Consider the following 15238-nt stretch of genomic DNA (forward strand, 5'->3'; position numbering starts at 1 on the left):
TTTGGAACCGCTGAGGTCAATATGAGTCAAAAAATAGTTATTAAAGCAAATGTAAAACGCGAACCACAAAATAGTGTACCTAATGTAAGCTACGAGTGGCATTGGCGTCGTATTGCGAGTGTTTCTATGTTGGTAGCAATGACCTCGGCAGCGGTTGTGTATGGCTTAACGAGTTCGGTAAATGCCGATCAGGGCGAGCAGCCGAATGATCAATCGCCTTATTTACATTTAAGCGAAGGCGCCGCAGATAATGTTGAGCCTGCTGTGCGTGTAAATGATGAGCAAATGCACCCAAACGAGCCTACATTAGCGAATGATATAGCAGATGTTGCGCCAGCGGTGCTTGAAGATGAAAGCGTTAATAATGATACTTTATTAGCGCAAAGCAATAACGAGCAAACGGATATAGAGCCAATTGCTAACGTTCAAAGCAATCAAGTTTCTGTTATTGAGCAATCAGATACCGAACTCGCTGAGCCTATCGCTAATCAGCCGCTTACAAACACCCAGTTAAGCGCATCACCCAATGAACAGCTCCCAGATATTGAAAACGACGACGGCTCGCTAACTAGCAGTGAAGGTTTTTCATCTACGGCGCATATTGCAAGCGTTGCGTTAGGTGCACAAATTGATACAGGTAAAATTAGCCGTGCAGTACTTACTCGCAAAGTAAGTAAGCGCGAGCCCACTAATGTATTTGCTGCAGATATCCGTTTAAATCAGTTTGAAGAGTCGCTCTCGTTTTTTAGTGAGCTTAAAAACCTACAAGGCCAACAAGTAAAGCATGTATGGTCTTATGAGGGTGAAACCATGGCTGAGATTTCGCTTAATGTTACCTCGCCGCGCTACAGAACGTACTCGACCAAAAATATTATGAATACACAAACAGGCCATTGGCGTGTAGATGTTGTTGATGAGCAAGGTAATTTAATTGCTCAAAAAGAATTTAGAATTTTAGCTAATTAAGCGTGGCTATTAGCTGTAACTATTTGGATACCCCTATGACAGAAAAAACAAAGTTAGTACGCATTGCAACTCGTAAAAGTGCTTTAGCGCTTTGGCAGGCTGAATTTGTAAAAGCACAGCTTGAGCATTTTCATGCTGATGTACGCGTAGAATTAGTCCCTATGTCTACCCAAGGGGATATTATTTTAGATACACCGCTTGCTAAGATTGGTGGTAAAGGCTTGTTTGTTAAAGAGCTTGAGCAAGCCATGTTAGATGGCCGTGCCGATATTGCTGTCCATTCAATGAAAGATGTACCCGTTGAGTTTCCAGAAGGTTTAGCGCTGCACACAATTTGTGAGCGTGAAGACCCGCGCGACGCGTTTGTATCAAATAACTATACTAATTTAAGCGAATTACCCCAAGGTGCTGTGGTGGGGACTTCTAGCCTTCGTCGCCAGTGCCAAATTAGAGCTCTGCGCCCTGATTTAGTCATTAAAGACTTACGTGGTAATGTAAATACCCGTTTAGCAAAACTAGATGATGGCCAGTATGATGCAATTATTTTAGCCGCAGCGGGGCTGCTTCGCTTAAAAATGGATGACCGTATTGCTGATTATATTGAGCCTGAGGTGTCGCTTCCTGCTAACGGACAAGGTGCTGTGGGTATTGAGTGTCGTATTGATGATGAAGTAACAAAAGCCTTACTTGCCCCGCTTGAGCATACCCAAACGCGTATACGTGTAAATGCAGAGCGCGCGATGAACCGCCATTTAGAAGGTGGCTGCCAGGTACCAATTGGCGCGTATGCATTAGTTGATGGTGATCAAGTGCATTTACGCGGACTAGTTGGTGCAGTAGATGGTAGTGAAATTTTGCATGACGAAGTAACCGGTCATATAAATGATGCAGAAGCAATTGGTGTTGAGCTTGCTAAAAAATTATTAGCGCAAGGCGCCGACAAAATATTAGCAGAAGTATATAGAGACGCATAAATGACACATATCCTGATAACTCGGCCCGAAGGAAAAGGCGCAGCCCTTGCTCAGCAACTTGAGCAAGCGGGTTATCAGGCGTCATTGTTTCCTGTTTTAAAAATAACCTACCTTACGCCTTCTTCTACCGAGCTAAGCCCATTAATTAATGCCGATAAAATTATTTTTATCTCTCAAGATGCCGTTACTGCACTAGCGCAATTAAAGCCTACAATAAATACTAAAGCACAATATTATGCAGTAGGGCAGCAAACTGCTGATACTGTTTATGAAGTGTTTGGTGTACGAGCTGCACTACCCAAGCAGCATGACTCTGAGGGGTTATTAGCGCTTAAGTCTTTAGCTGAGGTGGAAGGCAGTAATATTGTATTAGTAAAAGGCCAAGCAGGGCGCCCAGATATTGCCAAAACCTTAAAGGCGCGTGGGGCTTTTTTAAATAATTGTGTGGTATACAAACGTGAGCCAATAAGCGCTGAAAAAACCAACTGGACAGACCACTGGCAAAGCCTGAAAGTACAAGGTATAGTCATAACCAGTAATGCAGCAGTAGATGCAATATTTAATAACCTAACTGAACAACAATTACAGTGGTTACAACAGTGCCGATTTTATGTTGCTAGCGAGCGTATAGCCGCTTATTTACAACAGCAACAGGTAAGCTCGGCTAATATACACATTGCCGCAGGGGCAAGCGATACCGCTATGTTTTCCTGCATAAAACAGCAAGGTAGCAAGATGAGCGAACAGTCAAAGCCAGTTACGGCAGATAATAAAACCCCAGCCAAACCAGCTGCGCCTTCAAATAAAAAAGAGCCTGCACATGCAACGGGTACGACCAATAAAAAACAAAAAATAAGTAAAATAGCGGTTCTTGCGCTTGTTATTTCTCTTATTGTTGCAAGTGGCGTTGGTTACGAGTTTTACCAAAAGTTAAACGTTGGAAAAGCCCAAGATGTAGCGGTTAACGAATTGAGTGAACAAAATAAGCGACTTACTCAAGAGCTTCAAGCGCTTAAATCTGCGCAATCAAATTTGCAACAAGCTTTATTCAACAGTGAGCAAAAAGTGGCTGCTGCACTCATCGAAAGTACAGAGAACAATCAGCAACAACTAAAAGCAGCATTGCAACAGGCTAAGCAGCAAGGCGCTTCGCTCAACCCGCAAGAGGTGACCAGCTTACAACGTATGGCTGAGTTTAAATTGTGGGCTGAAAAAGATTACCAAGGTGCCAGCGCTGTACTTAAGCGCTTAGATGCCTTATTGAGTGAACACCCAGGTACAGTTTCGGTTCGCCAGGCAATAACACAAGACATTCAAACATTAGATAGCTTAAAGCCGATTCCTACAGAAGCCATTTACTTAAAGCTCAATAGTGTTTTAACAAATATTGATAATTTAGCGTTTAATGCAGTAAATATTCCTGAAGAAGCGAGTCAAGTTGACGATAATGCGTTAAGCGAAGATGTAAGCGATTGGCAGCAAAACCTAAGTAATAGCTGGAATAAGCTAGTTGACAGCTTTATTACTATTCGTCAGCACGAAGGGGTTGCTATAGAGCCACTGTTAACCGATCAGGAGCGTCACTTAATTAATCAACGTATTAAATTAAATGTGACGCAAGCCCAAGATGCATTAATGAGCAAACAAGCGAGCATTTATTTTAGTGCCATAAGTGAGGCAAAGCGTCTTGTTAATGAGTATTTTAAGCAAGATGACGAAGCCACTAAAGTAGTTATAAATGCACTAACTAGCCTAGAAAAAGAGCCATTAAACTTTAACCCTGAAGTAGACTTACAAAGTACACAGCAGGTTAAGGAGTGGGCGCAATGATAGGGCTTATAGTATTAATTGTTGCGATTGTTTTAGTTTTAGCCGTTACGCCATTTGTGCTGGATGAAAAAGGCTATGTACTGATCTCGTTTAATAACACCACAATTGAAGGCACGATTGTATCGTTTTGTATTATGGCGGCAATTATCGCAGCTGTTTTATATTTAACTTACAAATTAGTGCGCTATTTATTGTCGATTTACCATAATACTAAGCATGGTTTTTTTGCACGCAGTGAAGAGCGTAAACACGCCGCTATAGAGCAAGCCTTATGGAGTGCAATAAACGATGATTACGAGCTTGTAGAGCAAACGTTATCAGGTAATAGTGTACCGAGTAAATTTGAAGATATTCGCTTAGCGCTATTAGCAAAGGCGGCGCTTGCTAATAACCAAACTGACAAAGCACTAGAGCGCTTATTTGAAATTAGCCCAGAGCAGCAGCTTAACGTAGCTAAACTTTGGATAGCCAGTGGCGATAGCAGTGCAATAGAATCGCAAATGCGCGCTAACGCAAATTCAAAAAAAGCGACACCACTTGAGCTTAAACTATACGCCGAAATACTTGTGCAGCAACAACACTTTAGCGCGCTTGAAGACTTTTTACCGCGTTTACTTCGCAAAAAAGTCCTTAACGATACGCAGTGGACGCAGCTGTTTAATGCCTATTTTAATGCACAAGCTAACGATAAAATCACTGAAAAATATAAACAACTTCCTAAAAAGCTACAAGCTCATGCTAATACAGCTTACTTAATGCAAATGGCTAAAGTAGGCCAGTTAAGTGTGATTGAAAGCGACTTAATTAAAATGGTGAAGCATGAAGAGCAGCATGCCTTACTTGCCAATATATTAAGTAACGCTACTTCGGCAGAGGCTGTAAAGCTTCAAAGTAGTATTCAAGAGCGCCTGAAAAAAGATGATGCGAACAACGCATTATTACTCTCGCTTGCATGTTTAGCCAATGTCCAAGGTGATTATGAGTTAGCTGCAAAGGTTTTTGATAAAGCCTTAAATATCAAAAACAAAAAGCAATTTGCTCAGCAAGCAGCGCTAAGCTATAAAAATACTGCACAAGCCGATAAAGCACTCGTTTTGTATCAATAAAGGCTACACTTATACTTTTGCAGCTTTGATATTCGGGAGCATTGGGTTGAAACACTTTTTCATTGTCACTGTAAGTTTAGCGTGCGCTTACTTTTTTACCGGATATTTTAGCAACTTATTATTGGCAATCGATGGTTATGCCGTAGCTGTGTGGCCGCCTTCGGGAATTGCGCTTGCTGGCTTTTTAATTTGGGGCAGAAAGAGCTTACTAGGTATTGTTTTAGGGGCTTTTTTTACTAACATAATTCATTTAGAAAACGCCTCAGCGATATTTCAATTAAGTGTATTTATGCATGCTGCGGCTGTTACCTTGGCTGCTACTTTACAAGCATGGGTAGGTAGCCAATTGGTCACTAAAGTGATTAAAGCACCACTGGACTTATCTTCTTTAAAACACTGTATTCAAAGCCTCGTTGTTGCCGGCCCGTTGTGCTGTTTTATAGCTGCAGGTGTAGGCACCAGCTTATTAATTTTTAATGGCGTTATTGTGTCTCAAGCGGGTTGGGATACGTTTATAGCGTGGTGGATAGGCGACAGTATTGGGGTGCTTGTTTTTACTCCGCTTATGCTAGCTGCATTTAACTATTCACAGGTAAATTATCGCCTACAAGTTATACTACCCTCACTGTTAATTTATATGGTTATAAGTATTAGCTTTTATGGCGCGGCCAGTGTAAAAAAAGAAAAAAACATTCAAAAAGAAGAGCTTAAAATATTAGCCACGCAAGATGCTATCAACAATAAAATTAACGAAATAACAGCACACCTCGCCTTACTGGCAACCTTTTTTTCTAGTAGTGACGATGTGAGCTTTACTGAATTTAAGCAATTTACGTCTAAGCAGCTTAGTTACAGCGAAGAAATTTTAGCATTTGAGTGGGTGCCCTACTTACCAAGTGAAAACTTAGCTCAGTATATAGAGGCTAATAACAACACAGAGCTTGCTAAATATAACTTAAAAGAAAGAGCAAAAGATGGCAGTTGGCAGGCCGCTCTCCCACGAGATTTTTACTACCCCGTACAATACGCACACCCTTTATCGGGAAATGAAGATGTAATTGGCTTTGATCTTGCCTCAAATGAGGTAAGGCGATCTGCATTAATAAAAGCAAAAGTGTTAAATGAGTTGGTGATTAGTGAGCCAATAAATTTAGTGCAAAACGAAGCTGAGCGCGGCGTGTTGTTTTTTCATCCGGTGTTTGGCAACAATATTACCGAAGACGATTTTAAAGGTTTTGTGGTCGCCGTGGTTAGTTTAGAGAGACTATCAAACGCGGTGTTATTTGATCAAAACAACGGTGTTGCAGTGAGCTTTACAGACACCACAACAGAGAATAATGCACAACCTATATTTATTGCTGAACACCAGCAACTATTGCCATTAAAAGACTACAAGTTATTGGTAGGTAAGCGAGTATGGCAGGTGGAACTGCATCAGCCAATGCAACGAGAGTCATGGCTAGTTTACTGGCTTGCGCAAATAGCCGGCATGTTATTTGTTTGGCTGCTTATTACCTTTTTAATATCGGTAACGGGTACCAATATTCGTATACGTGAGCAAGTAGCGAAGCAAACTAAAATTTTACGCTTAGAAAAGCAAAAGGCCGATGAAGCCAATGAAATAAAAAGCCAGTTTTTAGCGAATATGAGCCACGAAGTTCGCACGCCTATTAATGGCATTAAAGGGCTGCATTATTTAGCCCTACAACAAAATGATTGGCAGCAAGCACGCAGTTATATAGAGCAAGCAGATGGGGCACTGGGCGTATTGCTAAGAGTACTTAATGATGTACTTGATTTTTCAAAAATGGAAGCAGGGAAGCTCGATTTAATTCAAGAGCCTATAAGTGTAGGTGCCGTGTGTGAAGAAGTGGCCAATTTACTGCAATTTGATATCGATGCCAAGTCGCTAGAGTTTATGCTTGATTACGATAAATCTAGCAACTTGGTTATCAACACCGACCCAATACGCTTAAAGCAAGTTTTGCTAAATCTAATCAATAATGCCATTAAATTTACAGCCAAAGGCAGCATTACACTTAAGGTGTGGCAGTCTAAAAAAATGACCTACTTTAGCGTTAATGATACCGGAATTGGAATCAGTGAAGAGGCGCAAAAACAGCTCTTTAAACCATTTGCACAAGCAGATAGTTCTACCTCGCGTCAATATGGCGGCACCGGGTTAGGTTTAAGTATATGCAAGAAGCTTGTGCAGTTGATGGGCGGAGAAATTGATTTAATAAGCCAAGAGGGGCACGGCTCTACATTTACTTTTAGCTTACCGATTTATTCGCCGTTGCCAAAGGCTGAGCAAATAAAGCAACAATATGATGAAATAGATGTTAGTACGCTTTCTTTTGCAGATTATAAATTATTACTTGTTGAAGATAATCCATTAAATCAGCACGTCGCGAGTGCTATTTTAAAAACCAAAGGGTGTATTGCTGATATTGCCAATGATGGCTTTGAGGCGATTGAAAAACTGACAGAGCATACCTACGACATTGTGCTTATGGATATACAAATGCCAAAAATGGATGGCCTTGAAGCCACGCGAGTTATTCGTAATGAGCTAGGTTTGTTTGACCTACCTATCATAGGCTTATCTGCTAATGCTCACGATGACGATGTTAAAAAAGCAGTGGCCAGTGGTATGGATAATTATATTACTAAACCTATTGAAGCAAATACTTTATTTAAAACACTCTGGCATCACCTAGCGCATCAAAATAAGTGAACAAAAACCTAATTTTGTTCACTTTTTGAGTAAAAAGCAGACATATGACCGCTAATATTTACTTTAACTGCTCTACACTTGAAAAATAACTGTACCTGCGTATCATGCGCGCAATTTTAACCTAACCGAGTCGCTATTATGATAAATAAAAAATTACCTCTGCTAGACATTCATCGCCATTTAGATGGCAATGTACGTGCGCAAACCATACTAGAGCTTGGTCAACAGTTTAATATTACGCTACCCGCTGATAACGTAGAGGCGCTTATCCCTCACGTGCAAGTTATTGATCCTGAACCTGATTTAATGGCATTTTTGCAAAAGCTCGACTGGGGGGTCACGGTACTGGGCGATTACGACGCTTGTAGACGCATTGCAGTTGAAAACATAGAAGATGCGCAAGCCCAAGGACTTGATTATGTAGAGCTTCGCTTTAGCCCATATTATATGGCACAAAGCCAAGGCTTACACCCGCAAGGGGTGGTAGAGGCCGTGGTTGACGGTATAAAATCGGCGACTCAAGGCGCAAATATTAAAGCAAACTTAATTGGTATTATGTCGCGTACTTACGGTGTTAAAACCTGCCAGCAGGAGCTTGACGCACTACTTGCCTTTAAAAATGATTTAGTGGCGATTGATTTAGCCGGAGATGAAATTGGTTTTCCGGGCGAGCTTTTTATCGAGCAATTTAAGCAAGTAAGAGACGCATACCTAGCCGCTACCATCCATGCCGGTGAAGCGCTCGGCGCTGCAAGTATTTGGCAAGCCATTAATGAATTAGGTGCAAGCCGTATAGGTCATGGGGTAAAAGCAATCGAAGACCCTAAACTAATGGACTACCTGCGCGATAACCGCATTGGTATTGAGTCGTGCCTAACCAGCAATATTCAAACCAGTACTGTAAACGATTTAGCTAAACACCCCCTTAAACAGTTTTTAGATCACGGTATTTTAGCATGTATTAATACCGACGATCCCGCTGTAGAGGGGATTGAGATTGAGCATGAGTACGTAGTGGCTGCGCCAAAGGCAGGCTTAACTCAAGCCGATATGCAAAAGGCACAAGCAAATGCCCTAGAAATTGCATTTTTAAGCGACAGCGATAAAGCCGCGTTAACCGCACTTGCTGCAGCACGTTAAACACGCTTAATACAAAAAATGCCGCTTATTTGCGGCATTTTTTTTGTTAGCTTACTTTTGTTTGGCAGCTCACGTAATTATCAAAAAGTGCCTTTAATATATCGCTTCGGCCAATGAGGCCTATTACGGTATCCCCCTCAACGACGGGGTAGTTTTTAGGCTTTCCTGTTTTCATTTGCTCAGCAAGCTCGATTATATTGGTGTCGGCATTAACGGTTACAACCTCTGTTTGCATAAGCTGTGAAACTTTTACAACACCATCGCAAAAGTAGCTGCTTTGCATTAACGGCTTTAAAAGCTCTTGCTCAGATATAAAACCAACCAATGATTTATTGTCGTCAAATACGGGCGCACCTAGTAACTTAAACTTTTGTAGTTCACTAATCGCGGTGGTCATTTCAGTATTTGGGGTAATGTGTGGCAACTTGCGTTGCATAAAATCTTTTACTTTTGTATTTAACATTTGGGTCTCTCCCGCTGATGTTCTGTACAAAGTATGGTTTATAGATAGGAATTTAGGAAATTGTTTATACTGATTAAAGCAATAGGCTATACCAATTAATAGCTTAAATTTGATAGAAATAATAAAGGCGCAATGGGCGCCTTTGTAGTAAGAATAAAATTTATTTTATAAACGCGAATGCATCTGCATACATATTTTCGCGAACAGCACCGTGAGCAATAAAGTCATCACGAACAATGCCAATCATGTCAAAGCGACCAGCCATGTATATGTCGTACGGTTCTAGCGACACAATATCTTGCATTACTGCTTTGTGTACAAACCCAGTATGACCTTGCCAATTAGCAGATGGGTTTTCTACAACAGGAATAAATTTAAAGTGCTCGTTACTTTCTGCCCATGCTTGCATTTCGCTGTGAGCATACAACGCTGACTCTTCTTTAACACCCCAGTAAAATAATACTGGGCGGTCGCAGTTAATTTCAGCTAAATGATCAGCCATTGATTTTGCGTAAGAAAACCCCGTGCCGCCAGCCAATAAAATAATAGGGCGGTCACATTGTAAACGTAGTTGCGACACACCAAGGCCGGCTTCAATATCAACCAGCGTGTTATTTTGATGCGCATTACGCAAATGCTCAAGTGATTGCATTGCGTACGAATCAGCTTTAGATGCGCCAATATGAAGCTCTATTTCATCACATTGCGATGGACGGCTTGCAATCGAAAAAGCGCGCTTGTCTTTTTCACCAAGTACAAGTTGCATGTACTGGCCAGCTTCAAACGTAACAGGTTGTTGAGGCTTTAAAATTACTTTATGAACAAATTCTGTAAGTGGGCTGATGGCAACAACTTCAGCTTTTAATGTTTGCATTTTTTACCTTTTAGCAGCGTTTACGCAGATATGCAGTTAAGTGGGGCAATATTAACATACCTGCGGGGTTATTTTATAGCCTGTTTATATTCAGTAGGCGTGCTTAAAGTATATCGAGACTCTGCCAAATTTCGTCAACACGTTCTTTTGTTGCTTTATCCATAACTATTGGCTCGCCCCATTCGCGGTCGGTCTCACCTGGCCATTTATTGGTTGCATCCATGCCCATTTTGGAGCCAAGCCCAGATACAGGCGAGGCAAAATCGAGGTAATCTATTGGCGTGTTTTCAATTAATGTGGTGTCGCGTGCAGGGTCCATACGGGTAGTAATGGCCCAAATAACATCGTTCCAGTCACGAGCATTTACATCATCATCGCAAACAATAACAAACTTAGTGTACATAAACTGACGTAAAAACGACCATACGCCCATCATTACGCGCTTAGCATGGCCTGGGTATTGTTTTTTCATGGTTACCACGGCCATACGGTAAGAGCAGCCTTCGGGTGGCAAGTAAAAGTCGACGATTTCTGGAAACTGCTTTTGCAATATAGGCACAAACACTTCATTTAATGCCACGCCTAAAATTGCCGGCTCATCAGGCGGACGACCAGTAAATGTACTGTGATAAATTGGGTTTTTACGGTGAGTTAAATGGGTTACTGTCATTACAGGAAAATCATCAACTTCGTTGTAATAACCAGTGTGGTCACCATAGGGTCCTTCGGGCGCCATTTCGCCTGGCATAATGTAGCCTTCAAGTACTATTTCGGCACTGGCAGGAACTTGTAAGTCATTTGAAATAGACTTTACAACCTCCGTTTTACTACCACGCAGCAAGCCCGCAAAGGCATATTCGCTTAACGTGTCTGGCACAGGTGTAACGGCACCTAAAATAGTGGCAGGATCAGCCCCTAATGCAACCGAAACTGGATACGGTTCGCCGGGGTTTTCTTTGCACCATTCTTGAAAATCGAGCGCGCCACCGCGATGCGATAACCAACGCATAATGATTTTATTTTTACCTAATAGCTGCTGGCGGTAAATACCCAAATTTTGGCGCTTTTTATAAGGCCCTTTGGTAACAGTTAAACCCCAAGTAATAAGAGGTGCGGCATCGCCAGGCCAACAATGTTGTATAGGCAGCTTAGTTAAATCTACATCGTCACCTTCTAAAACAATCTGTTGGCATGGTGCTTTTTTAACTTCTTTAGCCGGCATATTGAGTACTTGTTTAAATACCGGAATTTGCCCTAGTGCTTCTTTAATCCCTTTTGGTGGCTCAGGCTCTTTTAAAAAAGCGAGTAGCTTGCCAACTTCACGCAGCTCGCTTACATCTTCTTGACCCATGCCCATAGCAACGCGCTTAGGCGTACCAAATAAGTTTGCAAGCACAGGCATACTGTGACCTTTTGGGTTTTCGAACAATAATGCGGGGCCTTTAGCACGTAATGTACGGTCGGCTATTTCGGTCATTTCAAGATACGGGTCGATTTCTTGAGTAATACGTTTAAGTTCGCCTTTTTTTTCAAGCAAATCGATAAAATCACGTAAATCTTTATATTTCATGGTAGGCCGCTACTAAGCAAAAAGTGAAAGTATTATACCCAACTAAACAACAAATGCATGTGCAGTTGTTAAGGGTCTGATAGTATAAAAACAGGTTATTTATTACGAGGAGAAAAAAGAAAAAGTTTAAATCGCGAAGGACAAAATTATAAAGCGTCTGCTTGTTGTTGGCAGTGGTATTTATTACCTGAAACAATCAACATCGCTTCATCGGCTTTAGACCAAAATAACACTCGCTCATTAATATACTTTACCCCTGATGCGCTAGGCTCTTTATTAAGTGTATATGTTTGCTGATTTAAAGTAAGTGTTGCCCGCGCTCCTTGGTGGGCTAATTCTACTACGCGATCGTTGCATAAATAGTGGGTACTTTTAGGCTCATCACTACAGGCTGATAAAATCAGCATGCTTGTAAAAATAACCACTAATGCTTTCATTAATACCCCCTAAGTAAGTTTGCCATTGATAAAAATCAGTGCGTCCAATCAGCATAACAAAGCAAAATTAACCGTTGGTGAAAATTACGGATTAAGCTATGTTGATAGCATTATTTTTTAGCTAGGAAGCAACATGGCAGGCATTAACCTTTTAACATTACTTGATGATATAACCACCTTACTTGATGACATTGCCACGATGAGTAAAGTCGCCACTAAAAAAACAGCCGGTGTACTGGGTGATGACTTAGCACTTAATGCTCAACAAGTGACAGGGGTTACAGCCGACCGCGAATTACCCGTGGTTTGGGCGGTGGCAAAAGGCTCATTTTTAAATAAAGCTATTTTGGTACCCGCTGCATTGCTCATAAGTGTATGGCTGCCTTGGCTGATAACCCCACTGCTAATAATCGGTGGCTTATTTTTATGTTTTGAAGGTGCTGAAAAAGTATTTGCTAAGTTTTTACCTCATCATGAAGAAGTAACAAACGAAGGTGAGAAACTTGATTTAGTTGAGTATGAAAAGCAAAAAGTAAAGGGAGCTATACGTACCGACTTTATTCTCTCAGCCGAAATTATAGTGATCACCTTAGGAACGGTTGCAGGTGCCTCGCTCGTAAATCAGGCACTTGTATTATGTGTTATAGCCGTTTTAATGACCATAGGTGTATACGGGCTCGTAGCCGGTATTGTAAAGCTTGATGACGCGGGATTGTATTTGCTCAATCAATCAAAGGCGTCGGCTAATAAATTTAAAGAGTGGCTTGGTAAAGGCTTATTAGCTGCAGCGCCAAGGCTTATGCAATTTTTAGCCTTTGCTGGCACGGTGGCCATGTTTTTAGTCGGTGGTGGCATTTTATCCCATGGTATTGAGCTACTACATCATTGGCAATTAGAAGTAACAAATATAGGTAAGTCGTTACTAAATGGCACTGGCGAAACATTAGCCCCCCTTATATTTGACGGATTACTAGGGGTAGTCGCGGGGCTATGCATTGTTATCCTGCATTTAGTTTGGAGTAAATTTGCTAACACTAAGCACTAGATTTATAACGCTATTAATTTACGCCTATTTACATAAAAGGGGAAAGCATAGTGTATATTTTTGTTAAAAGTATGTAACATAAAAGCTTAATAAAAAATAAATAAAAGGAACTTTAATGAATAAGTTTTTGGCTTGTTTGACACTATTGCTGGTCAGTATTTTTAGCTCTCATACTACAGCAAGTAATGGCTTGGTACCGATAGAAAGTTTTAGTAAAGATATAGAGTTTGCAGGTGTGAAAATTTCACCTGATGGAAAATATTTAGCTGTAATTACTCGCCCTGAAGGAAAAAATGTATTAATGGTGCTAACCACAGATACATTTAAAGTAAGCCATGCAATAAAATTCCCTAATAATGCCCAAGTTGGCAATTATTACTGGGTAAACAATGAAAGAATTGTATTGGCCAAAGAGTACATTAAAGGTTGGAAAGACCATCCCGAATATCATGGTGAGCTTTTTGGTATAAATGCTGATGGTAGCCAAGGCAAATACCTAGTGGGTTACCAAGGTGAAATGCAAACGGGTACCCGCATCAAAAAAGCGACACCTATACTCGGCACTTCTTATGTACTAGACCCGCTTATTCATGATAGACGTAAAATGCTGATCCTAACCTTCCCATGGAACGCATCAAATGAGCCTCATACAATCGTTTATGAAGTTGATATTTACAGCGGAAAACGAAAAAGAGTTTCTAGGTCACCATCAAGAATGGCAGGCTTTTTAACGGATCATGATGGAAATGTGCGTGTTGCTGTTTCAAACGATGATTACATTAACCAAAAAATTTATACGCGAGAAAAGTCCGGCGGTGAATGGCAACAGCTTGATTTAGGAGAGCTAAAATACACTGATATTAGTCTTCATGCGTTTGATAGTACGGGCACATCTGTTTATGTTACAGCGTCAGAAAGTGGCGAAGCAAAAGGGCTTTACAAACTAAACTTAGAGAGCAAAAAGTTTGAACTTTTACATAAAGAACAGCACGTTTCTCCAAAAAAGGTGTGGGTAGATGAAGTTTCTAAAGAGTTATTCGCAATTGAAAATGAGCTTGGTTATCCAGCTTATACCTTTATAAATAATTCTCATAAAAGTGAGCGCTTAAAGGCATTAATACAATCGCTTCAAGGTCAGCAAGTGCAGCTTGTTAGTAGCACTGAAGATGGCGAGAAGAGTATTATATTTGCGTCAAGTGATACCAACCCTGGCAGTTATTACTTGTATGACGCCAAAAAGAATAGCTTGCGCTTTTTATTTGCGACTAAAAGCTGGATCAAGCCAAGTGAAATGGCAATAACCAAACCTGTAAATTATAAAGCGCGTGATGGCTTAACAATATACGGGTATTTAACCATCCCTAATAATACTAATGAAAAAAACTTACCTTTAGTTGTTATGCCTCACGGTGGGCCTCATGGACCAAGAGATTGGTGGGGCTATGAGAGCGAAGCTCAACTATTAGCCAGTAGAGGCATTGCCGTACTAAAAGTTAACTTTAGAGGCTCTGGTGGCTTTGGTCGCAACTTTGAACATGCTGGACATAAAAAATGGGGTGCTGAAATACAATACGACATTATTGACGGTGTAAAACACTTAATAGAGCAAGGTACTGTAAATAAAGATAATATTTGTATAATGGGCGCAAGTTTTGGTGGTTATTCGGCATTACAAAGTGCAATTTTAGAACCTGATATGTTTCAGTGTGCTATTGGTGTCGTTGGGGTGTACGATTTACCGCTAATGTTTGAAGAAGGTGATATCTCTGAACGTGACCGTGGACAGCGCTATCTTAAAAGCGCGCTTGGTACTGATGAAGCACAGTTAAAGCGTTTTTCACCTAGTTACAACATAGACAAGCTTAAAGCACCCGTTTTAATTGTACATGGTGGGCAGGATGAGAGAGCACCAATTGAGCAAGCTGAGTCTTTAGTTGCAGCACTAAAAAAAGAAAACCACCCTTACATATACGAGTTACTTGAAGATGAAGGGCATGGCTTTTATAAAGCTGAGCACAGAACGCGCTACTACAAGCAGGTACTTAACTTTTTAGATGAGCATATGAATTTCTAATTATAAGTATGAACCAAGATTG

Annotated in this window: 12 protein-coding genes; 8 read left to right on the forward strand and 4 right to left on the reverse strand. The window is 40.9% G+C overall.

The genetic code is table 11. The features are described from left to right. Nucleotides 1-21 precede the first annotated feature (21 nt). From CWC17_RS17985 to add, 6 genes are all read left to right on the forward strand, one after another. The gene (locus CWC17_RS17985; RefSeq protein WP_138614437.1) at nt 22-966 is read left to right on the forward strand and encodes a DUF2914 domain-containing protein; all 945 of its coding nucleotides are present in this window, start codon (nt 22-24) and stop codon (nt 964-966) included. Between the two features lie 35 nt (nt 967-1001). Next, nucleotides 1002-1940 (forward strand): hydroxymethylbilane synthase, encoded by a 939-nt coding sequence (gene hemC / locus CWC17_RS17990; protein ID WP_138540539.1) that lies wholly within the window; start codon nt 1002-1004, stop codon nt 1938-1940. Continuing rightward, nucleotides 1941-3770, forward strand: coding sequence for a uroporphyrinogen-III synthase (locus tag CWC17_RS17995; RefSeq protein WP_138614439.1), 1830 nt, complete (start codon nt 1941-1943; stop codon nt 3768-3770). Further along, nucleotides 3767-4876: a heme biosynthesis HemY N-terminal domain-containing protein gene (locus CWC17_RS18000; protein WP_138540537.1), complete on the forward strand. Its 1110-nt coding sequence runs from the start codon at nt 3767-3769 to the stop codon at nt 4874-4876. The genes CWC17_RS17995 and CWC17_RS18000 overlap by 4 nt, the downstream gene beginning before the upstream one ends. Before the next feature lie 46 nt (nt 4877-4922). Beyond that, entirely contained in the window at nt 4923-7613 is a 2691-nt protein-coding gene (locus CWC17_RS18005; protein WP_138614441.1) for a CHASE domain-containing protein, read from the forward strand. 138 nt (nt 7614-7751) lie between these two features. Next, a complete protein-coding gene (gene add / locus CWC17_RS18010) occupies nt 7752-8753 on the forward strand; it encodes an adenosine deaminase (RefSeq protein WP_055015892.1) in 1002 nt (333 codons plus the stop codon). Between the two features lie 46 nt (nt 8754-8799). Here the strand turns inward: add and CWC17_RS18015 are convergent, their stop codons facing one another. The 4 genes from CWC17_RS18015 to CWC17_RS18030 all read right to left on the reverse strand — a co-directional run bounded on the left by CWC17_RS18015 (nt 8800) and on the right by CWC17_RS18030 (nt 12097). After that, entirely contained in the window at nt 8800-9216 is a 417-nt protein-coding gene (locus tag CWC17_RS18015) for a CBS domain-containing protein (protein WP_055015893.1), read from the reverse strand. Nucleotides 9217-9376: 160 nt separating this feature from the next. Next, entirely contained in the window at nt 9377-10090 is a 714-nt protein-coding gene (fre, locus tag CWC17_RS18020; protein ID WP_138614443.1) for an NAD(P)H-flavin reductase, read from the reverse strand. Nucleotides 10091-10193: 103 nt separating this feature from the next. Then, the gene (gene ubiD, locus CWC17_RS18025; RefSeq protein WP_138540535.1) at nt 10194-11660 is read right to left on the reverse strand and encodes a 4-hydroxy-3-polyprenylbenzoate decarboxylase; all 1467 of its coding nucleotides are present in this window, start codon (nt 11658-11660) and stop codon (nt 10194-10196) included. Between the two features lie 146 nt (nt 11661-11806). After that, complete coding sequence (locus CWC17_RS18030) at nt 11807-12097, reverse strand: MliC family protein (protein ID WP_138540534.1); 291 nt, start codon at nt 12095-12097, stop codon at nt 11807-11809. Nucleotides 12098-12230: 133 nt separating this feature from the next. On the opposite strand from CWC17_RS18030, the gene CWC17_RS18035 reads away from it, so the two are divergent. After that, nucleotides 12231-13142 (forward strand): DUF808 domain-containing protein, encoded by a 912-nt coding sequence (locus CWC17_RS18035; protein WP_138540533.1) that lies wholly within the window; start codon nt 12231-12233, stop codon nt 13140-13142. A gap of 115 nt (nt 13143-13257) precedes the next feature. Next, entirely contained in the window at nt 13258-15216 is a 1959-nt protein-coding gene (locus CWC17_RS18040) for a S9 family peptidase (RefSeq protein WP_138614445.1), read from the forward strand. The last annotated feature ends 22 nt before the right edge of the window (nt 15217-15238 follow it).

The sequence above is a fragment of the Pseudoalteromonas sp. S3785 genome, from assembly GCF_005887365.1.
Taxonomy (GTDB): domain Bacteria; phylum Pseudomonadota; class Gammaproteobacteria; order Enterobacterales; family Alteromonadaceae; genus Pseudoalteromonas.